General features: G+C 55.2%; 19 protein-coding genes. 6 read left to right on the forward strand and 13 right to left on the reverse strand.

The genetic code is table 11. From position 1 onward, the window contains the following. The first annotated feature begins 105 nt into the window (after nt 1-105). From IEV29_RS03800 to IEV29_RS03825, 6 genes are all read left to right on the forward strand, one after another. Nucleotides 106-924, forward strand: a complete 819-nt coding sequence (locus IEV29_RS03800) for an ABC transporter ATP-binding protein (RefSeq protein WP_188379925.1) — start codon at nt 106-108, stop codon at nt 922-924. Beyond that, the gene (locus IEV29_RS03805; protein ID WP_188379926.1) at nt 921-1,955 is read left to right on the forward strand and encodes an ABC transporter substrate-binding protein; all 1,035 of its coding nucleotides are present in this window, start codon (nt 921-923) and stop codon (nt 1,953-1,955) included. Before IEV29_RS03800 ends, IEV29_RS03805 begins: the two co-directional genes overlap by 4 nt. A 1-nt stretch (nt 1,956) precedes the next feature. Continuing rightward, the gene (locus IEV29_RS03810; protein ID WP_188379927.1) at nt 1,957-2,706 is read left to right on the forward strand and encodes an ABC transporter permease; all 750 of its coding nucleotides are present in this window, start codon (nt 1,957-1,959) and stop codon (nt 2,704-2,706) included. A 44-nt stretch (nt 2,707-2,750) separates the two neighbouring features. Beyond that, nucleotides 2,751-5,153: a hypothetical protein gene (locus tag IEV29_RS03815; RefSeq protein WP_188379928.1), complete on the forward strand. Its 2,403-nt coding sequence runs from the start codon at nt 2,751-2,753 to the stop codon at nt 5,151-5,153. A gap of 299 nt (nt 5,154-5,452) precedes the next feature. Continuing rightward, nucleotides 5,453-7,108, forward strand: a complete 1,656-nt coding sequence (locus IEV29_RS03820; RefSeq protein WP_188379929.1) for a VRR-NUC domain-containing protein — start codon at nt 5,453-5,455, stop codon at nt 7,106-7,108. Next, entirely contained in the window at nt 7,105-9,456 is a 2,352-nt protein-coding gene (locus IEV29_RS03825) for an ATP-dependent DNA helicase (protein ID WP_229726213.1), read from the forward strand. The genes IEV29_RS03820 and IEV29_RS03825 overlap by 4 nt, the downstream gene beginning before the upstream one ends. A gap of 66 nt (nt 9,457-9,522) precedes the next feature. On the opposite strand, the gene IEV29_RS03830 is transcribed toward IEV29_RS03825, so the two are convergent. From IEV29_RS03830 to IEV29_RS03890, 13 genes are all read right to left on the reverse strand, one after another. Then, nucleotides 9,523-9,939 (reverse strand): response regulator, encoded by a 417-nt coding sequence (locus tag IEV29_RS03830; protein ID WP_268234302.1) that lies wholly within the window; start codon nt 9,937-9,939, stop codon nt 9,523-9,525. A gap of 220 nt (nt 9,940-10,159) precedes the next feature. Continuing rightward, nucleotides 10,160-10,798 (reverse strand): response regulator, encoded by a 639-nt coding sequence (locus tag IEV29_RS03835; RefSeq protein ID WP_188379931.1) that lies wholly within the window; start codon nt 10,796-10,798, stop codon nt 10,160-10,162. Next, nucleotides 10,795-11,859, reverse strand: a complete 1,065-nt coding sequence (locus IEV29_RS03840; RefSeq protein ID WP_188379932.1) for a PAS domain-containing sensor histidine kinase — start codon at nt 11,857-11,859, stop codon at nt 10,795-10,797. Before IEV29_RS03840 ends, IEV29_RS03835 begins: the two co-directional genes overlap by 4 nt. A 129-nt stretch (nt 11,860-11,988) precedes the next feature. Further along, nucleotides 11,989-13,686, reverse strand: a complete 1,698-nt coding sequence (ggt, locus tag IEV29_RS03845; protein ID WP_188379933.1) for a gamma-glutamyltransferase — start codon at nt 13,684-13,686, stop codon at nt 11,989-11,991. Between the two features lie 18 nt (nt 13,687-13,704). Beyond that, entirely contained in the window at nt 13,705-14,259 is a 555-nt protein-coding gene (locus IEV29_RS03850) for a DUF1097 domain-containing protein (RefSeq protein WP_188379934.1), read from the reverse strand. 27 nt (nt 14,260-14,286) lie between these two features. After that, a complete protein-coding gene (locus IEV29_RS03855; protein WP_188379935.1) occupies nt 14,287-15,609 on the reverse strand; it encodes an amidohydrolase family protein in 1,323 nt (440 codons plus the stop codon). A gap of 24 nt (nt 15,610-15,633) precedes the next feature. Next, on the reverse strand, nt 15,634-17,226 hold the full coding sequence (gene ggt / locus IEV29_RS03860) for a gamma-glutamyltransferase (RefSeq protein ID WP_188379936.1): 1,593 nt from the start codon (nt 17,224-17,226) through the stop codon (nt 15,634-15,636). Between the two features lie 281 nt (nt 17,227-17,507). Further along, nucleotides 17,508-17,861 (reverse strand): DUF3325 domain-containing protein, encoded by a 354-nt coding sequence (locus tag IEV29_RS03865; RefSeq protein ID WP_188379937.1) that lies wholly within the window; start codon nt 17,859-17,861, stop codon nt 17,508-17,510. Beyond that, complete coding sequence (locus tag IEV29_RS03870) at nt 17,858-19,501, reverse strand: PepSY-associated TM helix domain-containing protein (protein WP_188379938.1); 1,644 nt, start codon at nt 19,499-19,501, stop codon at nt 17,858-17,860. The genes IEV29_RS03865 and IEV29_RS03870 overlap by 4 nt, the downstream gene beginning before the upstream one ends. After that, entirely contained in the window at nt 19,498-19,788 is a 291-nt protein-coding gene (locus tag IEV29_RS03875; protein WP_188379939.1) for a DUF3649 domain-containing protein, read from the reverse strand. The genes IEV29_RS03870 and IEV29_RS03875 overlap by 4 nt, the downstream gene beginning before the upstream one ends. Before the next feature lie 20 nt (nt 19,789-19,808). After that, nucleotides 19,809-20,528, reverse strand: a complete 720-nt coding sequence (locus tag IEV29_RS03880) for a DUF4198 domain-containing protein (RefSeq protein ID WP_188379940.1) — start codon at nt 20,526-20,528, stop codon at nt 19,809-19,811. 54 nt (nt 20,529-20,582) lie between these two features. Further along, the gene (locus tag IEV29_RS03885) at nt 20,583-20,795 is read right to left on the reverse strand and encodes a hypothetical protein (RefSeq protein WP_188379941.1); all 213 of its coding nucleotides are present in this window, start codon (nt 20,793-20,795) and stop codon (nt 20,583-20,585) included. After that, the gene (locus IEV29_RS03890) at nt 20,776-23,931 is read right to left on the reverse strand and encodes an efflux RND transporter permease subunit (protein ID WP_188379942.1); all 3,156 of its coding nucleotides are present in this window, start codon (nt 23,929-23,931) and stop codon (nt 20,776-20,778) included. The genes IEV29_RS03885 and IEV29_RS03890 overlap by 20 nt, the downstream gene beginning before the upstream one ends.

Below are 23,931 nucleotides of genomic sequence, written 5' to 3' on the forward strand. Positions count from 1 at the left end.
TTGGCCCAACTTGTATTAATACGTATTATGACAAAAATCGCATGAATGACCCGAATTTTCGTTATTCATCTTGTCCGAATATCACTGCCAGAACCCGCCAACACGATGACTGTCGCTCGCAATGCTCACCTCACCGTTGAGAAAATCGGCTTCTCCTATCAGGAAGAACACACGGTATTCAATGACTTTTCATTCGAGGCACGTCCGGGTGAGTTCATCGCTCTTCTTGGCCCTTCCGGCTGCGGTAAAAGCACGCTGTTGAATCTGCTTTCCGGCTTTCTTCAACCGAAAACCGGAAAGATCACCTTGAATGGCAAGTCCCTGCAACCGGAGTCACCGGAACTGGGATACGTTTTCCAGTCGCCGCAACTGTTCCCCTGGCTGAGCGCACTCGACAATGTGCGATTTGGCCTTCGCATGGGAGAAAGAGGCTCGACAACAGAGCAGCTGGAAAAGGCGCGCCATTATCTGGATATGGTTGGTCTGGCGCATGCAGAATCAAAACTGCCGCACGAATTGTCAGGTGGCATGCAGCAACGCGTTTCGCTCGCACGCACGCTGGCGATGGAACCATCACTCCTCTTGATGGATGAGCCGTTTGCGGCACTGGATGCAATTTCTCGTCAACTCATGAACGAAGAGTTGTTGAGACTCTGGTCCACCTTAGGTCAAACGGTTGTCTTTATTACGCATGACATTGACGAAGCCGTCTTTCTTGCCGACCGCGTGCTGGTGCTAGGTACCGCTCCCGCCGGCCTTCAGCACGAACTTCCTATCGCCTTGCCACGTCCGCGGACGCAGATAGAGACGCGTCGTCTGCCGCTTTTCCACGAATACAGCACCTCATTACTGGACAAGATATCCACCGCAGCACGACCTGTTGCTTCGTTCATACCTCATTTCATTTTCGAAAGCACCTTATGAGAACCACCAAGCTTCTTCTCTCGGCCACGCTCGGCCTTTCCTTTCTTGGCGCCAGTCTGAGTACGCATGCACAAGATAAACCCTTGCGTATCGGCTGGGTATATGCACTTGGTAATGCGCCCGCAGTGATTGCCGACCGCAAGGGATTTTTCCGTGAAGAAGGTGTCAATGTCGAAATCAAATCCTTTGGCGATGGCCCTGTCGTGCAACAAGCACTCTCCTCTGGTGAACTCGATATGGCCTACATTGGCGTACCGCCTGTCTACCAGTGGTATGCACGCGGATTGAATAGTCGCATTCTGGCCAAGGTCAACTATGGTCAGGCTGCCGTGATCACGCAAGCCGACAGCAAGATCAAGGAAGTAAAAGATCTGAAAGGTGGCAAGATCGCTGGTATTGCCAAAGGTAGTGGCATGGACGTCCTGCTGCGCGGTTACGTACTGAAAGAGGCATCTGGCCTCGAGCCTGATCGCGACATCAATGTGGTCAGTATGCCGGCAGGCAACATGACAGCAGCGCTCGACCGCAATCTTGTGGATGCCGCATTCACATGGGAGCCTTTCATCTCGACAGCGCTATTACGCGGCACCAGCCGGGTCGTGCTGGATGTCAACAAAGCCATTCCGGAATATCCGTGGTATATCGTGATGGGCATGCCTCGCACATTGGCGCAACGTCCTGACGATGTGCTCAAAGTGCTCCGCGCACATCATCGTGCAATCGATTTTTTGAACAAGCATCCGGATGAAGCAAATCGTATCCTGGCAGAAGCGTTCGAGATTGCGCCGGTGAAGACGGCTGATGGCCGTGAAATTGCACCGGTCAAGGTGATCGAAGAAGCACGCAAGCGGATCGGATGGTCGGATCGTATCGAAAATACCGATCTGCAATTCATTCAGCGTCTGATCAACTACTCGCGCTCATTGGGCTTCCTGAACAAAGACCTCAAGGCGACCGAGTTCATTGACACGTCATGGCAGCAGCGCGCAGTACAAGCCCCGGCCAAACCTGCTGCTGCACGACAGAACTAAGATGCGTCTTCCACGTCCTTCCTGGGGTTGGGCTTCGTTACCCGCCCTTGTTTTGCTATGGAGTCTCATTGCTACGCGTTTTCCTTCCTATATTCTTCCGCAGCCCTGGGAAGTTGCCGTGGAAGGATGGCGCTGGCTGGGTGACGGCAAACTATGGCCGCATCTAGGCACCAGTCTTCTGGAAGAGCTTGGCGGTTTTTTTGCCGCTATCGTGGCGGCAGTCTTGCTTGGTGTTACCGCCGGCATATCGCCTGCATTCCGCAGTTTTCTCACACCGCTCAACAGCCTTTTTATGGCGATTCCACCGATTGCGTGGGCGCCGTTGACGATGATCATCTTCGGACTCGGTTATCTATCGATCGTCAGCGTGATCTTCATTGCGGCCGTATGTCCGATGACGTTGGCGATCCAGGATGGCGTACAGGCCATTCGGGGTGGCGAAGTACGCGCAGCACGCATTCTGGGTGCGAACCGCATGCAATTGCTGGTGCACGTGTACTTCCCTGCTTCACTGCCTGCATTCACAACCGCATTGCGTGTGGGCTTTAGCCAGGCATGGCGTGCCCTGGTCGCCGCTGAAATGATCGGCGCCTCGCAAGGCATCGGCTGGATGGTATCGACCGGTGGTCAGATCGGAAATGCCAGCCAGGTTCTGCTTGGCATCGTACTGATCGGCCTCATTGCCTGGCTGGCCGAAAGCCTCGTGTTTCGAAGGATCGAACGCCATTACCAAGTCTGGCGCAGTCACTAATCTTCACCCATGTGATCGGCATCGCTGATCGACGAAAGTATTTTATGAGCGATAAAACATCTTCCCTTTCTGTGCAGTATCAGGCATTACGCGAAAGACTCGGCCCGCATTATGCGCCGCAGGGGCTATACGAACGTAACAAGCAATTGCCATTTGTCGGTCGCGTAAACTGCAATGTCTCGCAGCTGGAAACCGGCAGCTGGAACGAGATCGTGATCGACTATGAAGTCGGTGCTGCCGGACTTGCCGATGGCGGCTGGTTCAAGACGACCTTCAAGTTCTACTCGGACTGGGCCTTGTTTCAAACGAGCGATCCTTCGGCAGCCAACTACGTGAGTGCCGAATATCAGGCTGGTCCACTGGTAGCTGGCCAGAGCCCGGCAACCGTGCAGTCGCTAGCGGTGCGCTTTGACCAGAAAGGTCACGAACGTCCCTTTCAAAAAGCGATCATCGTCGATGTCGTAGACGGCTACCTGAATGCGGGCGACCACATCATCATTCGGCTTGGTGATCGACGTGGCGGTGGGCCAGGCACACGTGTACAGACGTTTACCGAAGATCGCTTCCGTTTCCGCTGCTATGTCGACCCACTCGGCACATCGCGTTTTGCGGCCGTTCCCGGCGATATCGTGATCGATATGGTGGCAGGTGATCCGGCGCGTATTCTGATTGCCGGTTCTCGCTTTTCGAAAACAGGAGAGGTCGCACCGTTCCGCGTTTCGCTGCAGGATCGCTGGGGCAATGCATGTACCGCGCAAGGTGGTGATCTTTTGCTGAAGGCCTTCGATGCCAAAGGTCATCAAGTCTATTCACGCACCCATGCATTTCCTTCAGAAGGCTGGGCAAGCATAGGAATCGATGATTTGCCAAGCGTGCGCGGCACATTAACCATCGTTGCAGAAACATCGGGACTCCCGGCAGTCAAGCCGGCAACGGCCTATCTGGACATTGACGACGATTATCCGGCACCGCGTTCCTTCTATGCCGATCTGCACGTACATGCCAGCGATACCGTTGGCACCAACAGTCCGGCCAGCAATGCGGCCTATGCGCGCGACATTGGCGGCATGGACGTACTGGGCTACACGGCCAATGATTTCCAGATTACGGACGAGAACTGGCAACTTGGCGTGAGCACTGTCGAGGAATTCAACGAACCCGGACGGTTTGTCTGCTATCCGGTTCAGGAGTGGTGCGGAAGTTCGACCGCAGGTGGCGATCACAACGTCGTGTTCCTTGGCGACGACAAGCCGGGATTCCCTTACAACGCGCGCGGCGAACATAACCGCACATTCCTCTGGAACGAGGACATGAAAGGCAGCGCTGTCGAAACAGGTCGCTGGCCGGTGGAAGAACTATGGGACGCCTACCTGCATGATCCTCAGCATCACTTGATCATGCCGCATGTCGGTGGCCGTCGTTACATCCCCGACTGGCATCATCCGGAACTTGAACGCCTCGTTGAAATCGCATCGGCATGGGGTCACTTTGGCTGGTTGTACCAGGACGTCATTTCACGCGGATATCGTATCGGCGTCGCAGCCAGCGGCGATGAGCATCGCGGACGTCCAGGTGGCGGCCCGCCTGGCACCCAAGTGTTTGGTGTACACGGCGGCTTGACTGGCATCATTGCAGACACGCTCGACCGCAAGAGCATCGGTCGTGCGTTACGCAATCGCCATACATGGGCAACCACCGGTGAACATACCGCCTTGCTGGTCACTGCCGGGCAACACCGGCAAGGCGATGAATTCACGCAGCAGGGGCCGCTAGAGATCGATTACAAGTTGCTCGGCACCACCGGATGGGATGAGATTGCAGCCTATGACCATACGGGACTGATCTGGAAACGCAATTTGCATCAAGAACTCGGTTACTCGGATCGCCTCATTCGCCTGCGTTGGGGTGGCGCACGCGTGCCGGATCGCTACCGCTGGGCTTCCTGGCGCGGTCGCATCACGATCACAAATGGCATCATCAATCGCTTCCAGTCACATGGTTTCGAGCACGGTGAAGAAACCTGCTGGCGAGAAGGTGCAACCGATATCGGTTTTCGTAGCGATACTTATGGCGATGCCGATAGTATCGAAATCGACCTCAATAATCTGCGTAATTGCAAGATTCGTATCGAGGGAACAATTGACAGCTACGTCAAGGTTGGTGATCCGCTCAAACGAAATCCTTTCGTGCATGCGCCGGAATTCGTGTGGGAGATAAGCGGCGAAGAACTGATGGCAGGCGGTGCATTACGTCAGGAACTTGGCGGCACCGAACTCTTCCTTGCACTGGAACGTTTGACCGAAAAGGCATTGCCGATCTCCTTGACCGGCTCCTTGACGATCGATCCGAAGAATGCAGAATTTGGCCATCGTCCTGTCTATCTGCATGCACGCCAGCGCGATGATGCAAAGATATGGTCGTCTGCAATGTTCGTTACATTCGGTTAGCAAGACTCTATAAAAAACGGCGCTCTTCAGCGCCGTTTTTTATCGCAAATCAAATTTCTTCTCTATCCATTTGCCGCCTTCGCTGCATTTCCTCTCCTTAAATGGCAAATTCATGCGATTGGTTTATACTGTACATATAAACAGTATTTAACGATTGCCAGTGAAAATCACCGTCGATGAGACCTGGTGATTATTTAATCCTGATTTGTCGCGTCGATTCACAAGCAGGCGGACGGGACAATGCGCAGCTCCCGCCTCGTGACTATCACTGTCGGCATTAATCTGAAGCATAGCCGAGCATGACCATCATCTTGACCGATCAGCCGAACCCTTTGTATTACCTGGATAACTTCCGGCGCGTACTGGATTGGATCACTCAACGCTACAGCGATCTGCTCGTAAGCGAAGAGCAGGATTTTATCGAACGTTTTTCCCGATTACCGCAGGTTTCCCAGGCCTTGCTGGTGCGCATGGTCATGCGCAAAGGGACGCTTTTCCGCAGCAGCAAACTTCGTTACGACGAGATTGGCTGTTCAGATGCAGCCGTACAACCCTTGATCGCCCAAGGCTGGGTGGTGCCCAACCCTGTCATCTCCATTGAAGAGCTGTTTGGCCTGCTGAAAAAAGCAGAGGTGCTTGATACATTCAAGTTCGAGACGCACGCAAAGTCGGCACGCAAGGCTGACTTACTGGAGCATGTGCGAGATACGTTTTCCGAATCGCGCGCATTTTCGGCGTGGTCGACACGTCTGGATGACAAGGTATATCAGGTATGCATTACAAATTGGTGCGAACGACTGCGTCTCATGTTCTTTGGCAATCTGCATCAGAACTGGTCGGAATTCGTGCTGTCCGATCTGGGAATTTATCGTTACGAGCAGGTCGAACTGACTGATACGGCGCGTGGCTTTCTGTCACGCCAGGATGTGGACGATTATCTTCATCTGCACAATTGTCGCGAATGCTTTGATCAGGGCGAGGCGCTTGATGACATCCTGTCAAAGATCCCGAATACGCCTTCTACCAATCCGTGGATCGAAAGCCGTCGCAACAAACTGCTATTCAAGCTCGCCTATCAATATGAGCGCTGTGGCGAAACCGACACCGCCCTGACCATCTATCGGCAATGCCGCTATCCAGGTGCGCGCCTGCGTCAGATTCGCGTTCTGGAACGTTGTCATGAAATCGATGCAGCCTATACGCTGGCACAGCTCGCCAGCCAGATACCAGAGAGCGAGGCCGAACATCAATCCCTGCAGCGCATCCTGCCACGTTTGATCAAGAAGCGCGGGCTTGTCAAACACCTACCGGTCAAACGTGCAGCGATCGAGCAATTCAATCTGGTGCTGCCCTACCCCGCACAGCCAACCAGCGTCGAACATCTGGTGTGCAAGCATTACTCTTGCGAACGTGCGCCGACGCTGTATGTGGAAAACACCTTAATCAATTCCCTGTTCGGCCTGTTGTGCTGGCCGGCGATTTTCGCGCCTCTGCCAGGTGCGTTCTTCCATCCGTTTCATCATGGTCCGGCCGATTTGCATAGTCCCGATTTTTATTCGCGTCGCGCTGTACTGTTTGACGCATGTCTGGCGCAACTTGATAGTGATGCGTATCGAGATGCGATACTGCAAACATTTCATACCAAGCACGGCATCCAGTCGCCGTTTGTTTTCTGGCATGCAATGGACGAAGCCCTGCTGACACTGGCGCTCTCCTGTCTGCCTGCTGCCCATCTAAGAAAATGGTTTGAACGCATCCTGCTTGACATTCCCTCCAACCGCTCGGGTTTTCCTGATCTGATCCAGTTCTGGCCGCAAGAAAACCGGTACCGCATGCTGGAGGTCAAAGGCCCCCGTGATCGTCTGCAAGACAACCAGATCCGCTGGCTGGAATACTGTGTCGCACATGCAATGCCTGTTGCTGTCTGCTACGTGCAATGGGAAGAAGCGGCATGACGGATGGTATCTGCCATATGCGTGACGATGCATCGGATCCCGACAAAGGCCGGATCTATACCGTAGCCGTACGCGCCTTGTGCGAATTCACAGCCAAACAAGGGGACCTCGATCTACGCTTCACACCCTCGCCTTCTGCCTTGGAAGGTATGGCCGGGCACACCACCGTAACCTCCCGTCGTGCCAAACATTACGAATCTGAAGTCAGTCTGTCCGGTGACTACAAACAACTGCACGTCCGTGGCCGCGCAGATGGCTATGATCCAAAACGAAACCGGGTGGAAGAAATCAAGACCTTCCGTGGCGACTTGGAAAAAATGCCGGACAATCACCGGCATCTGCACTGGGCGCAAGTACGCATCTACGGATGGTTGCTGTGTCAGTCGCGCAGCCTTGCAGAAATCGAGACCGCGCTGGTCTACTACGATATCGGTACACAGAAGGAAACCGTACTGGTCGAAACCTGTACCGCCAGCATGCTGCAACAGTACTTCGAGGAACACTGTGAAGACTTCATCGCCTGGGCAGAACAGGAAGTACAACATCGCACTGTGCGCGATGCCGCCTTGACCAGCCTGACTTTTCCGCATGCAGATTTCCGGCAAGGTCAGCGGCAACTTGCAGAAGCCGTCTACAAATCAGCAGTGGCCGGCAGATGTCTGATGGCCCAGGCATCGACTGGCATTGGCAAGACCATCGGCACCATCTTTCCCTTGCTGAAAGCCAGCGCCACGCAAAAAATCGACAAGCTTTTCTTCCTCACCGCCAAGACCTCTGGCCGTGCATTGGCGCTGGATGCCATTCACCTTATCCGGCAGCATCAACCCGCTTCGCCCTTGCGCGTGCTCGAACTGGTCGCGCGCGACAAATCCTGCGAGCATCCGGACAAGGCGTGCCATGGCCAGTCATGTCCGCTGGCCAAAGGCTTTTATGACCGTGTTGGTCAGGCACGGCAGGCGGCAGTCCGTGTCGTCATGCTCAATCAGGCCAGCCTGCGCGCCATCGCGCTGGCCCACCAGGTATGTCCCTACTATCTCAGTCAGGAACTGGCACGCTGGAGCGATGTAGTCATTGGGGATTACAACTATTACTTTGACGGCAGTGCCATGCTTTACGCGCTGACGACTGAGAACCAGTGGCGCATCAGCCTGTTGATCGACGAAGCCCACAATTTGCTCGAACGTGCCCGCAAAATGTACTCCGCCGAACTGGATCAACAGCAGTTTCGTTCATTGCGGCAGACGGCACCCAAGTCACTCAAGGGCCCGCTTGATCGCCTCCATCGACAATGGCAAGCGTTACACGCTGAACAAACGAGCGACTATCAGGTGCATGCCGGGATCAGCAGCAAGTTTCTGCTCTCGCTCCAGCAAGTCGGCGCCGATATCGCCGACTTCATTGCAGAAAATCCGGAGAGCATGCATGCTGACTTGCAACAGTTCTATTTCGATGCCTTGCACTTCACACGTCTGGCAGAATGTTTTGGTGACCATTCACTGTTTGACATTACCAAGACGAATGCACAAGGCGGTCGCAAGAATGGCCGGCTTTGCCTGCGCAATGTAATCCCGGCCCCTTTTTTGCAGAAGCACTTTACCAGCTCGCATGCATGCACGCTGTTCTCGGCGACGCTCAGTCCTTGGCATTTTTATGCCGACACGTTGGGCATGCCGGACAATACAGTCTGGATTGAAGTCGAAGCGCCGTTTGAAACAAGACAGCTTTCCGTCCACATCGCTCACACAATTTCTACCCGCTATCAGGATCGTGAACACTCCTTATCGGCAATTGTCGATCTGATCGCACGGCAATACAGCACACAAGCTGGCAACTACCTCGCTTTCTTCAGCAGTTTCGATTATCTAAACAAGGTCTGCACCTTGTTTGTAGAACGCTATCCCGATATCCCTGTCTGGCAACAATCGCGTCGTATGGCGGAAGATGAGCGCAAGGCGTTTCTTGATCGCTTTACGCCAGACGGTAATGGCATTGGCTTCGCCGTCTTGGGCGGCGCTTTTGCAGAAGGCATTGACCTGCCAGGCAATCGCCTGATCGGTGCATTTATCGCGACGCTCGGACTGCCGCAAGTCAATGAAATCAACGAACAGATGCGCTATCGCATGCAGGAATCTTTTGGTGATGGCTACGACTACATGTATCTGTATCCCGGCTTACAGAAGGTCGTACAGGCCGCTGGGCGCGTCATTCGTACACAGCAGGACCAAGGCGTCATTCATCTGATGGATGATCGATTCGGAAGGGAAAAAGTACTGGACCTGCTGCCACGATGGTGGGGGATGGGGAAAAGCGAAGCTAAAGAATATTGTCAGAAGAAAAATGAAGGCTAGCCACGTTGCTTTGATCGATTCACATGGTGACCTTGATGGCTATGCCCGTATGCCAATCACACCACACTAGTGATAGACATCATTTGAAACAGATCGCGAGGATGCATACGCCGAATAATAAGGTACGCGATACGTTGCCGATAAAACCTTGTCGATCAAAGTCAACAGGTCTTCCGTTTGAAACGGCTTTCCAAGCACAGGCCCAGATAAAGCTTCTGACGTAGGTGCAAACGCGGTAATAAAGACAAATGGGATGCCCTGATATCTCTCGTCGTTTTGCATGTATCGACGAAGTACCGTCCCTGTCGCCTCGGGCATCAATACATCGCTGAGCACCAGGTCAATCGATTCACTTTCAAGCGCGATACGCGCTTCCTTGACGGATGCGGCTGTGATCGCACGGAAGCCGTGATACGTCAGCAGCTCTTTCATGACTTCGAGAATTTCGATTTCGTCATCGACAATGAGGACTGTGCATTTCATATACTTGACTCTCGTTCTGACAGTCAATTTGAACACGTCCCTCTGAAAATTCTTTGTTAGATAGGCCTCACAAGGTCAAAAATACATGAGTCGATAGTAAAAAATACAAGTTGGGATCGATAGCAGAAGTCATCCTTCCCGTCAAAGTGAAAACCTTGCCAAGTAAAATCATGTTGAATGCAGGCTTCTGGGGCAGTCGCTAACGACAAGTCAATGAAAATCAGGCTTCATCGATCAAGCCATGCTTGAGCGCGTAATGCACCAGATGCGTGGTAGTTGTCGCATCCATCTTTTGCAGGATGGCCGCTTTGTGCGTGCTGATGGTCTTGTTGCTTAGGGAAAGTATCTTGGCGATATCGTTTACCGCATGACCTTCGACCAACATGTTAAAGATCTGAAACTCACGCGCCGTCAGTTGCGTATGCGGCAAAGCCTCTTCCCGCTTGTGCATCTGCCGAATCAGCTTGGCAGATATTTCCGGAGACACGTAGGTCTCTCCCTTTGCGACAGCACGTATGCCTTCAATCAACTGACTCGATGCCGTGTTCTTTGAAATATAACCAGAGGCGCCGGCACGCATGGCCTGCACGGCATACTGACTTTCCTGATGCATGCTGAGGATCAGGATCGGCAATGCAGGCTGCAAGGCATGCAATTGCTGAATCAATGCAATGCCGCTACGGCCGGGCATCGACATGTCGAGCAATAACACCTCGAACTGACAGGTGCGTACTTTCTGCAATACTTCATCACCATCACCGGCCTCACCCACAACCTGCATCTCGGGCACAAAGGAAATAATCTGTTTAAGGCCGTCACGAATGATGGCGTGATCGTCTGCAATGATGATGCGGATCATGGTGCACCTCCGTCAGTCGCTGCATGCAATGGAATATGAACAAGAATCCGCGTGCCTTCACCAGACTGGCTCTCCACTTCAAGACGCCCGCCAAGCATGAAGACGCGTTCGCGCATGCCGACCAGCCCCAACCCTTTACTACGTATGGTGGACGGCTCGATACCGCGACCGTTGTCGGCAATCTGCATCACGAGCACTGCCCCATCCACATCAATCGCCACGTCGACATGACTTGCCTTGCTGTGCCGGCTGACGTTGGTCAATGCCTCCTGCAAGACACGAAAGATCGCAGTGCTGATATCAGAGGACACATCGTCTGGCAGCGCAGGTGTATGCAAGGCATAGGCGATACCGGTTCGTTCAGAAAACGATTCGAGCAACCAATCCACTGCCGCATGCAAGCCCAGTTCATCCAGCATCTGCGGGCGCAAGTCGGCGGCGATGCGTTGCACCGATTCCATCGTCGAGCCGGCGATCGCCTGCAAGCGTTTTACCTGTTGCTGTCGGGATTGATCCGGCATGCCGGGTTGAGCATCAATCACGTCCAGACCGATACGGATTGCCGTCAGTGACTGCCCCAATTCATCATGCAGTTCGCGCGCTATGCGTGTGCGCTCTTCCTCGCGTACGGATTGCAGGTAGGCAGACAGTTCGCGCAATTGGGTCCGTGATTCCAGCAAGGCCTGTTCAGCGCTCTTGCGGTCGGTGATGTCACGCGAAATGCCGGTCGTGCCGATCACCTCGCCCGACTCGTTGTAGATCGGCGTCTTGATCGTGTCATACCACCGCATATGACCATCGGCGCCACGGCGTTGCTCTTCATAGCGATATCGCTGACCGCTCTGCATGACTTGCCGGTCCGAAATCTTGTATTTCTCGCCCCACGCAACTGGCCAGACTTCGTCCGGCGTCTTGCCGATGATTTCCGCTTCGCTCTTCTGGCAGGCAGCCATGAAGGCATCATTGACGAGAATGTAACGCGACTCCACATCCTTGAGCCAAGCCTGATCGGGGATATTGTTGAGGATGGCCCGTTGCAGCTCATCGTCATGATGCGTCATGCCTGATCTCCATGTTTTTCTTACACTGTACGATCAATTGCTACATCGTGCAGCCCCATACATCGCGCATTTACGGAAAATACAGAATAAAAAAGGACAGGCCAGCCTGTCCTTTACATTCACCCTGTTTTACACCGCTAATGCACGACCATCGCTGCGCGGATCGTGTGCACCAGAGAATTTCTTGCCTGATGCATCAATCACAATCGCACCCGGATGACCGGACAGCGGGCTTTGTGCCGGCAATGTACTGATCTCGTGCCCACGCTTGGCCAGCTCTGCAAATACCTCCTCGCCTGCATCCTGTTCCAGCTTGAGCGTATCGCGCGTATCCGAGAAGGTTTTTCCAAGCAGAAAACGCGGCTTGGAAAGCGCCGTATAAGGATCCAGACCGTAATCGATCATGCGCGTCAGAATCGCCGTCAGCGTTTGTGGCTGGCCATCGGCACCTTGCGTTCCATACAAAATCCGCGGCTTGCCATTCTGCATAAACATGCCCGGATTGAGCGTATGGAACGGACGCTTGCCGGGCTTGAGTTCGTTTGGATGTCCGGGCTTGAGGCTGAACGACGCACCACGGTTATGCCAGAGAATCCCCGTATCGCCGGCCATCACGCCGCTGCCCCAATCGAAATACACCGTTTGCAACATCGAGACTGCATTGCCATACGCATCTGCTGCACCGATAAACACGGTATCGCCGGTACGGAAGACATGCGGCCAGGCCAGTGCCTTTTTCATGTCGATCGCCTGCGCGCGTTTCTTCAGGTGCTCGGTGGAGAGCAGCTTCGCGACCGGCACATCCACAAACTCCGGATCGGCGACATACCGATTACGGTCAATGAAGGCCTGCTTCACCGCTTCGACCAGCAGGTGATAGTAGTCGGCACTGCCCTCGCGCATCTTCCGCAGATCGAACTGATTGAGGATACCCATGATTTCCAGCGTCGTCATGCCCTGCGTCGGAGGCTGATTCGCAAGCAGGAAACCTTCACGATAAGCGACCTGCAATGGCGCTTCCACACGTGCCTGCGTTTTTGCGAGATCGCTTGCCGTAATCGGTGAACCGGCTTCGCGCAGGCCTCTGGCGATACGCTCTGCCAACTGGCCTTCATAAAAATCGCGATAGCCGCGTGCTGCCAAGGTCTCCAGCGTATCGGCCAATTGTGGCTGACGGAACGTCGCGCCGATCTCGGGCGCCTTGCCATCCTGCATGAAATGATGTGCGATGGCAGGCAGATCGGTCAGCTCCTTCTGCCGAAAATCCATCCAGAAACGCTCGGATGGTGTGACCGGAAAACCGTTACGCGCCAAACCGATCGCAGGCGTCAATAACTCGGCCCAGCTGCGCTTGCCGCCCAGTTCGTTGCGACTGATATCGAATGCCTTGCCCAAGGTATCCACATTGGCCGCCGTCGTCAGCATGGAGGCGGCACCGCGTACCGGAATGCTGTTGCCGTATTGCGGCAACACAGCCGGTGCCTGTCCGATACCGGACAAGGTACGCACCTTACCGTTGCTGTCACTGATGATCATGAAACCATCACCGCCAAAGCCTGAAAAATGCGGGTAAGTCACATTGAGGCAGGCGGCGATTGCAACAGCGGCTTCGATCGCATTTCCTCCCTCCTGCAACACACGCTGTCCGGCCTGCGTTGCCAACTCATGCGGACTGGTCGCCATGCCCTTGGTCGATTGCGCCAGACCGTTCTTGTCGGTGCCCTCCCGGCTCAGCGCCATCGGGGCCACCGAGCCGAGAGCAAGCGCACCCGATGCAGTCAGAAAACTGCGACGTGTCATCTCTGCAAACCTTGTCTTGTGTTCCATAGCATCTCCTTTGCTCAATCAAGCCTTGTGACGTGCGTGTACTTCGCCGTGTACCTTTTCAGGGAAGGTATTTTTCAGTGGCGTATGACGATGCGAGAAGTTGGCCGTGATCCATGCGTAGAGCGGACCGATGGCATTCATCACAATCACGATGCCGAGCGCAGACAAGGGATCTTTCGGCGTTGGACCAAAGCCGCCGAACATGGTGGCAAAGAACGAGGCAAAGCCGAAGAACATGCCGGGAATAAAACCAAGGCCCGGCAAACGTGCAAGCAACATCATGCCGGCGTTCAGACAAAACAGAATGATCATCTCGGCGATGACCAGGCTGCTGCCCGAGAAATGCTGACCGGCGATGCCGAATCCTGTGACCACCAGAAAACCGGCGATGGAGCCAATCGGCAATGTCGGCCAGATGCGCTTGAGATTTTCCGGCGACGGCCCGCCCATGGCGAATGTGCCCGCCCAGCTGATAAAGATTGCCCAGACCGGCAGATGCCATGGCAGTTGAACCATAAGTACGGTGGTAACGGCGAGCAGCGATGCAACGACTTCGTGTGGTGGCTTTTTCATGTTTGTCTCCTGTTGGACTGCGCAGTTTTAATTTTTTGCAGTTTTCTTTTCTGTTTGATCGTGCTTGTGTTCTTGTGCATGGTCGTGACCGCAACAGCCACGCCCGTGAATCTCGCAGTGGTAGTGCGTCGTAACGGTGACCTTGCCGCGCTTGATTACCCATGAGCGCGGCGGCATATCCAGCAGCACGTCAGCCACGGCATAGGTATCGAGAATGACAAGATCGGCCTGCTTGCCGACTGCAATCCCGTAATCGCTACCGATACCGATGGATCGCGCGGCATTCGTTGTTCCCATCTCGAGAATCGCAGCCTGATGTGCAGGGGTACCGTACGAGATCGCGTGCGCCAGCATGCTTCCGATCACGAGCATGTCGGCCTTGCCAAATGGCGTGAATGCATTGCGAATGTTGTTGGAAGAGTAGGCAACGTTGACGCCCCCCTCCTGCAAGGCACGCACCGGCGTCAAACCACGTCGACGATTCTTCGTGTCATTGCGGCCACCGAGATAAAGATCGGTCGCCGGCAAGGTCACCATGCTGACGTCGGCCTTCTGCAACAGCTCGATCACGGGTTTCAACTGATCCGGCTCCATCGAACCCAGACTGGTCACGTGCCCCAGCGAGACACGACCGTTGTAACCGGTATCAATGGTCTTCTGTGCAATGTAAGCCGTTGCTGCAAAACGCTGATCCTTGCATTCGTCCGAAAAATCGGCGTGCATGTCGATCGGCATGTCGTGCTTCTGTGCCATCTCGAAGACGATATCGATATGACGTTTGGTATCGTCCCATGACAGTTCGTTGTATGGACAACCACCGATTACATCGGCACCCATCTTGACCGCCTGCTCCATGAGTTCGGTCGTACCCGGTGATTTGAGTATGCCTTCCTGCGGAAACGCCACGATCTGGATATCGAGCAGATCACGATATTCATCCTGCAGCTCGACCAGCGTTTCGACACCGATCAATCCCTGAATCAGATCAACATCGGGATGCGCACGAATCGCGACCGTGCCGTTTTTGACAGCCATGTCAAGAATCTGGCGCGAACGTGCCAGCACATCCTTGCGTTCCTGCTTGCCCTTGAGGATGCCCGTGACGCGAATTGCCTCGTCGAGGGTCCCTTGCACCGGTGGCATGCGCCGATGCAAAAATGCCTTCTCAATATGCAGATGCGGTTCTACCAGCCCTGGAATGACCGCTCTTCCCTGCGCATCGATTGTTTGCGTCGCGGAGGCTTCAAGGCCTTCTTCGATTGCGACGATCTTTCCGCCTTTCACGCCAATGTCCATCAAGGGCTTATCGTCCCAGATGCGCACATTGCGTACTAACAGGTCCATCTCCATCACCATCTCCTTTGGATAAAACCACTAGAAACCCAATGCAATCCCCTCGCCACGCGGATCTGCACCGCCTTCAAAAAATGCGGACCATGGCCCCGGCAAGCGCACTGCCTGTGCCGTTCCCATGCGCGGATACGGCCACTGCGCCGACTCAGCCGGATGTCCTTGTCCCTGCAGCGCCGTGAACGTAGAAGCCGGCACGGCAGACTCCAGCAATAAACGATTGCCGTCATCGCCCCAAGAACGTCCATACAACACGCGCGGCGCATCAATCGCCTGCTGCACATTCAGTCCGAAATCGACCACACGGGTCAGTACCGACGTCTGTGTCTGCGGTTGCACCTCACCACCCTGCGTCCCGTACACCATGAACGGCTTGCCGTTCTTGAATGCCATGCCGGACATCAGCGTAGAGGCACTTTGCTTGCCTGCCTTGAGCACGTTAGGATGATCGGGTTGCAGCGAAAAGAAACTGCCGCGGTTCTGCATCAACACGCCCGAACCCGGATCGGTCACACACGCACCGAAGTCGAAATACAAACTCTGCACGAGACCGACCGCATTACCATAGCGATCCGCTATGCTGATGAAAGTTGTATCACTGCCGCCTGCACGATTCTCATGCGTGCGTTGCGTGTCGTTCAGCCATTCGTCGCGTTCTGCATTTGCCAAGGCAGGATCAAGCAATTTCTCGATTGGGATATTGTAAAAATCGGGATCAGTCAGATAGCGGTCGCGCTTGTTGAACGCCCACTTGATCGCCTGAATCATCGCGTTGTAGTACTCAGGCGAGTCATACTTGATACCGCTGAAATCGATTCCATTGAGAAAATTCAGTATCAGCAATCCGGCGATGCCCTGCGAAGGTGGCGGTACCTGATACACCTGCACATCGCGATAACTGGTCGAAATCGGTGCCACCCACTTGGCGTGGTACTGCTGGAAGTCTGCGATGGTCAGCAAGCCCCCCTGCTGCTTCAGATAGTCGACGATGGAATGCGCAGTCTGTTCGTAGAAGTGACGTGTACCATGTCTGGCAATGCCTTCCAGCGTATCAGCCAATGCGGTCTGCTTGAGACGTTCCCCGGGGCGATACGCCTGTCCGTTCTTCAGGAAGATATCCGCCGAACCCGGGTCCTGACGAAATACGTCGGCATCATCCGCAATCCATTGGCTGATGTCCTGTGTAACCGCCACGCCTTCCCTCGCATAACGAATAGCAGGTTCGAGCAAACGCGATAATGGCAGGGTACCGAAACGCGCATGGGCAAGGCCCCAGCTATCGACGGCGCCCGGCACCGTAATCGCTGCACGCGGACCGCGATGCGGAATCGCATCCAGACCCTGATAATCGTTGAGGGAAATATTGCGACCGCAGGTTCCGCTGCCGTTCAATGCGGACAGTGAATTCGAGCGTGCGTCATGAATCAGCCAGAAGGCATCGCCACCGATTCCGATCATATGAGGCAAAACCACGCTCAATGTGGCGGCAGCGCAGATGGCAGCATCAACCGCCGTGCCGCCTTCCTTTAACACATCCAGTGCGGCACCCGTGCCAAGATAGTGCGCGGTGGCAACCATGCCATGCTCGGCGTAACTGACGGGACGGGTGCTTCTCATCGCGGCTCCAGGAATCGGGTTCATGGAAGATGAGCATACGGATCAAACGTCCCGTGGAAAATCGGGATTACCTGATTCGCATCTAGGGATTTTCCTAGATTGCCACGGGGCAGATCAATACGCTAAGGCCTGCGCGGAAATTGATAAGCGTTTTGAGTTATACGCTGTCCCGAGTCATGCCGTCAGCGATGCAAAAGATACGCTGCCTGCCATGGACGGGAAATCATCAGCTCCCAACAAAAAAGCGAGCTCGAAAGCTCGCTTTTCAATGATCGCCCGGCTTACCAGGCCAACCAGATTATCCCGAAAATCAAGGCAGCGATGCTTGCGCCCCGCCCCAACCCAATCGCTCGTTGCGGGGCATACGTCAACAGCAGCACCAGCATCAGTGCGCCGGCTGTCATCGTACCCAGACAGAGCACGCTGCCAACCGTCCAGCCCTGTAAACGCACGCTGACCGCAAACGTCAGCAACAAGGCAATCGTACCGAGCAGACGACAGACATTGCGCGTCTTTCGGTCAGGCTCCTTGCCGCGGCCGTGGATATCCGCGTAGTGCCGATCCATACCCACGCTCAAGGCAGTCCAGCCTGCATATGCCAATGCAAGGCTGGCGACAAATCCGAAGCCGGTCATGTTGCCTCCCGCGTCACAAGTTCATCACCTTCGACGACAGATTGAGCGGGTTGCGGACGCGTCTTGGCGACTGACTTCAATGCGGTTTTCTTTTTCTGCAAATGGCGCACTGCATACAGCAGAGCAACACCAAATACCAGAGCAAACAGGTCGAAACCAACGACCGGCCACGGCCCTTTGCCTTGCAGCAGGGTGACGCCAAGATGGGACTGCGTGGTGAACACATTCAGTACCGGTAAAGCCATGAACATCGCACCACCCACGCCCAGCACGACCTGCCACATGCCGCGTGTGGCACGTACCAACCCGATAACCATGACCACCGCCAAAGGAATGAAGAACCAGCTGATTTCTGCCTCGACACGCTTTTCCATGCCAACCGGCAGTAGACGATTGGCCCAGAAGTAACTTGCGTAGGCAATCGGCAAGCCACCAATCGCGCCAAGATTCAAACCTTCAACCAGTCGCAGACCAAAACCGACCTTGCCACCTTTGGCCAATACCTTGGCAGATTCCTGACGTTTCTTCACCGCCCACAGCAAGGCCCCGGTCGCAACCATCGCGCAACCCGCCAGACCGCAGATAAAAAACAGAAAGCGCAACAACGGATCGGCAAAGCCGGCCAGATGCAGGCCCATCAGAACACCGCGCGATTCAGCGGCCCCACTTGGCACATCGCCGGTGCTTGACGTCATTGCACCGGTCACGCCATCAAACTGGACTGCCTGCCGCAAGGACGACAGTTTCTGTCCTTGCTGGCGCGAGATGTTGACGGTCGCATTGGCATCACCCGGATTGTTGACGGTGATGCGATCAATCTCGCCACCACCCCAATGCTTTTGGGCTTGGGCAATCATCGGACCAAGCGGTGCCAATGGTGCAGTCACGCCAGCCGGCTTCTTGTTCTCTGCACCTGGAAATACTTCCGACTGGAAAGTCTTTTGATCGCCGTTATACGCAACCTGTACACCTGCCGGCATGTACATGAACATCAGCGTAATCAGGCCGGTGTAGGTAATCATCAGGTGATACGGCAATGCCAGTACAGCGACAGCATTGTGTGCATCAAGCCAAGAACGCTGACCTTTTTTCGGGCGGAAGGTAAAGAAATCCTTGAAGATGCGCTTATGCGTGATCACGCCACTGATGATCGCCGCCAGCATGAACATGGCGCAAAAGCCGACCAGCCAGCGCGCCCATAGAACAGGCATGTAATGCAGATCGAAATGAAGGCGATACAGGAAATCACCGCCACGCGTTTCACGCGGTTCGGCCATCGGCGCACCGGTAGCAGGGTCCAGTTCCTGACGTACGAACTTGCCGCGACCTTTTTCACCCGGCGCTGGGGGCAAGGAGTAACCTGCCGACACGGCCGGGTTGCGATCACTCGGTGCGCTAATGAACCAGCGCGACGCAGTCCCCGCCTCTTTTTCCATGGTGCGGATCGCGTTTTCGATCGCAACCGCACTGCTGACTTTCGCTGCTGCAGCTTCGTGCAGCTCCGGCTTCATCCACAATGAAATCTCATCGCGGTAGTACGCCGATGTTCCTGCCGTAAATACGAGCAACAAGATCCAGCACACCAGCAAGCCGGACCATGTGTGCAACCACGCCATCGACTGGCGAAATCCCTCTTTCATCCCGCACTCCGCAACGCCATGACACCAAGCCCGAGCAACAACGTCGGCACACCAATTCCCAACCAGGCACGCACGGCATCGCGCGCCGCAAATACCCAGATGACGGCACAAACATAGACAGTGAACGATAGCAGTGTGGCGGTCAGTACTGCATCTGCCCGCGCCATCGGCAAAGCGAGCGCCATCATGGCGGTAGACACTGCCGCGAGTGCGTAGCCACCCAGAATGGCAGCGATGGCACGCGAAGCCACGCCCACGCGATAGCGCAGTCCTTCATTCGATTTCATGTTGACTCAACGACCCGCAATCACTTGTTCGGCGTTGCAGCCGGAGGGGCCGGCAATGCCTTGACGCCGGTTGGCTGCGTCAAGGACAAGGTCGTCACAAAGCTGGCTGAATCGTAAGCAGCACCATTGCGTTCACCCGGTGTTTTGTCGGTGTGATGCACTTCCAGCACATAGGTGCCGGCCCATGGCGTGTCGAAATCGACGAGCCCCTGCTCATCCGAGTAGGCTTCCTTGCCCCAACCCGACTGCACGATGATGCCGACTTTTGCCTTCGGCAGCGGCTGACCTTTGTAGGTCACTTTGAATTCGCCCTGCTTGCCGGTCGGCACGATATCCAGTGTCAGTTTCGGCTCGACGGCTGCATTGGATGTGATCAGACGGGCTGCAGGCGTCCAGATCATGCGCGAGACAATCTTGTCACCCTCCTTGCGCTCAATGACTGGATAGTTGGCTTCTTCTGCATAGATCGTTTCATTCTTGCCTGCACGTCCCGACAGCACATACGATTTCTCGCCTTTCGTCAGAGTCAGTGCCTGTTCGCCTTTTGCACCAACCAGCGTCGCGCTTGGCTTTACAAATTTGTCGAGCAAGCCAGGCGATGTTTCACGCAGGTTTTCACCAAATTCACCGAAATAGAGGCTTGCGCTTTTGGCATTTTGTTCAAGCCAGACCTGGTGCGCCTGAGCGGAACCAGCAAACATCAAGGCGGAAATCAGCGGCAGCAATGCGAGACGTTTCATGAATACATCCTTCTTTGGAAATAAGGAGAATGCCGGCGTGAATAAACCGGCATATCAGGAATAAATACAAATGAGAACAATTATCGTTGCTATTTTAAGAGGAATCAGCCACTCCTGCAATTGAAACCATGCCCACACCAGGGTCAGTGCGCTTGCAAGCAACACCCCATCACGCGAAGAACAAAGAAAAAGCGCGTGATTGTTGCCAATCCGCGCCTTTCCTTGCTTCAAAAGAAATGTATGCCGATCAGCCTGTGCGCCCTTCATTCCGGTAAGCCAGTCGATACAGTAGCGGTAACACCAGCAACGTAAGGAAGGTGGACGACAGGATGCCCCCAATCACGACCGTCGCCAGTGGCCGTTGCACCTCGGCCCCGGTTCCCGTCGCCAGCGCCATTGGTACGAAGCCGAGTGACGCGACCAGTGCCGTCATCAACACCGGACGCAAGCGCGTCAACGCACCCTCACGCACCGCCTCGGCCACTGCCCTGCCTTCCTCCCGCAAGGTACGAATAAAGGAAATCATCACCAGGCCGTTCAGCACGGCAACACCGGACAAGGCGATAAATCCCACCGCTGCGGAAATGGACAAGGGAATCCCACGCAACCACAAGGCAATGATGCCGCCAGTCAATGCAAACGGAATACCACTGAACACCAGCAAACCATCACGCAGATTGCCGAACATGGAGAACAGTAACGTCAGTACGATCAGCAAAGCCAACGGAATCACGACCTGCAACCGCGCTGTTGCGGATTGCAATTGCTCGAACTGTCCACCCCATGTGGTCCAGTAACCGGCCGGAATCTCAACCGTCTCACGCAGCCGCTCTTCCGCTTCCCGAACAAACGAGCCCATATCGCGGCCACGCACATTGGCACTGACCACGATCCGACGCTTGCCATCTTCACGACTGACCTGATTCGGTCCCGGCGCAACCGACAGACTTGCCACTTCGCCCAGAGGAATGAAGCGCACCGCGGCAGCACCTGCGCCATCCGCACCATTGGCACCGCGCGGCAAGGCGATCGGCAGGCGCGAGATGGCATCCAGATCCTGACGTACACGATCCGGCAGACGCACCACGATGTCGAATCGACGATCCCCCTGGAATACCGTACCGGCTTCGGTGCCGCCAATCGCGGTTGCAATGGCCGCCTGGACATCGGCCACGTTCAAACCGTAGCGCGATGTTTTGACGCGATCGATTTCGACCGTCAGCACGGGCAAACCAGTCGTCTGCTCAACCTTGACTTCGGATGCACCAGTGACGCTGCGCAAGGCATCCGCAATGGTCTCGGCCGTTTTGTTGAGGACATCCATGTCGTCACCAAACAGTTTGACTGCCACATCACTACGCACACCGGAGATCAACTCATTGAAGCGCAGCTGGATCGGTTGTGAAAACTCGTAATTGCTGCCCGGAATGGATGCGGCAGTCCTCTGCATCGCGGTAACCAGCTCGGCGTGTGACTGTCTTGGTTCAGGCCATTGATCCTTCGGCTTCAGCATCACGAGTGTGTCGCTGATGTTTGGCGGCATCGGGTCGGAGGCAATCTCTGCCGTGCCCGTCCGCGCAAACACACGCTCGATCTCCGGGTGTGCGTTCAGCAAGGCTTTCTCGAGCTGCTGCTGCATCAGTACCGATTGCGACAGACTGGTGCCGGGTGCACGCAGTACCTGAATCGCCACATCGCCTTCGTTCAGATTGGGCGCGAACTCGCTGCCCACACGCGTCGCCAGCAAGCCGGAAACGATGACCAGCACAACCGCAAAGGTCAGCACAACCGGTTTGTTCTCCATCACGCGATCCAGTACCGGTGCATACCAGTTGCGCGCCTTGGTCATCAGGAAGTTTTCCTTTTCCGCCACGCGCTCACCAATGAACAAGGCCACTGCGGCCGGCACAAAGGTGATCGACAGGATCATGGCGCTCGCCAGTGCAATCACGACCGTCAACGCCATCGGATGAAACATGCGCCCTTCCACACCGGTCAGTGCGAAGATCGGCAGATACACGGCCATGATGATGAGCTGACCATAGATCAGTGGACGACGTGCTTCTCTGGCTGCGGCAAAGACTTCCTTGAAGCGCTCTTCGCGTGTGAGCGTCCTGCCATACCCTGCCTGTGCATGTGCAAGTCGTCGCACGCAGTTTTCGACAATCACCACAGCACCATCGACAATGATGCCGAAGTCGAGCGCGCCCAGACTCATCAGATTGGCACTGACCTTGTAGCCGACCATTCCGGTGAACGTGAATAGCATCGACAAGGGAATCACCAAGGCCGTGATCAATGCCGCCCGCACATTGCCGAGGAACAGGAACAGCACAACGATGACGAGAATCGCGCCTTCCAGCAGATTCTTCTTGACGGTCGAGATTGCCTTGTCGACCAGATTGGTCCGGTCATACACGGTCACGGCCTGCACACCTTTCGGCAGATTGCGATTGATTTCCTGCATGCGCGCATCCACCGCTTGCGACACGGCACGACTGTTCTGGCCAATCAGCATGAATACCGTGCCCAGCACGGTTTCACGACCATTCTCTGTTGCGGCACCGGTTCGCAACTCGCGCCCCAGACCGACTTCGCCCACATCCCGAATCCGGATCGGAATGCCGGCACTGTTGCCAAGAATGATGTTGCCGATATCTTCCATCGTCGATACTTGGCCCGGTGTACGGATCAGCAACTGCTCGCCATTCTTCTCGATGTAACCGGCACCGACGTTGGCGTTGTTGCTCTCCAGCGCCAGCACCACATCCTGCAGGGTCAATCCGTACGATGCCAAGCGCTCCGGCACCGGCGCCACCTGATACTCACGCGCGAAGCCGCCAATCGCATTCACCTCGGTAACACCCCGTACATTGCGTAACTGTGGCTTGATGATCCAGTCCTGAATCTCGCGCAGATCGGTCGGCGTATAAGGCGTACCGTCCGGCTTGCGTGCATCATCCGCTGCTTCGACCGTCCACAGGTAGATTTCCCCAAGACCGGTTGAAATCGGCCCCATGGTCGGTGAGATATTGGGTGGCAGGCTTTGACGCGCTTCCTGCAAACGTTCGCTGACCATCTGCCGCGCAAAGTAGATATCGGTACCGTCCTTGAAGATGACGGTGATCTGCGACAGGCCGTAACGCGACAGCGAGCGCGTCTGCTCCAGTCCAGGCAAACCGGAAAGAACAGTTTCAAGCGGATAGGTGATGCGTTGTTCGGTTTCCAGTGGCGAGTAACCGGGCGTGGATGTATTGATCTGTACCTGCACGTTGGTGATATCCGGTACGGCATCAATCGCCAGCCGCTGGTAGTTGTAGATACCGAGTGCAGACATGCCAAGCACCAGCAGCATGACCAGCCAGCGCTGGTCGATGGCGAAGCGAATCAGTCTTTCAAACAT

This window comes from Oxalicibacterium faecigallinarum (genome assembly GCF_014635705.1).
GTDB lineage: Bacteria > Pseudomonadota > Gammaproteobacteria > Burkholderiales > Burkholderiaceae_D > Oxalicibacterium > Oxalicibacterium faecigallinarum.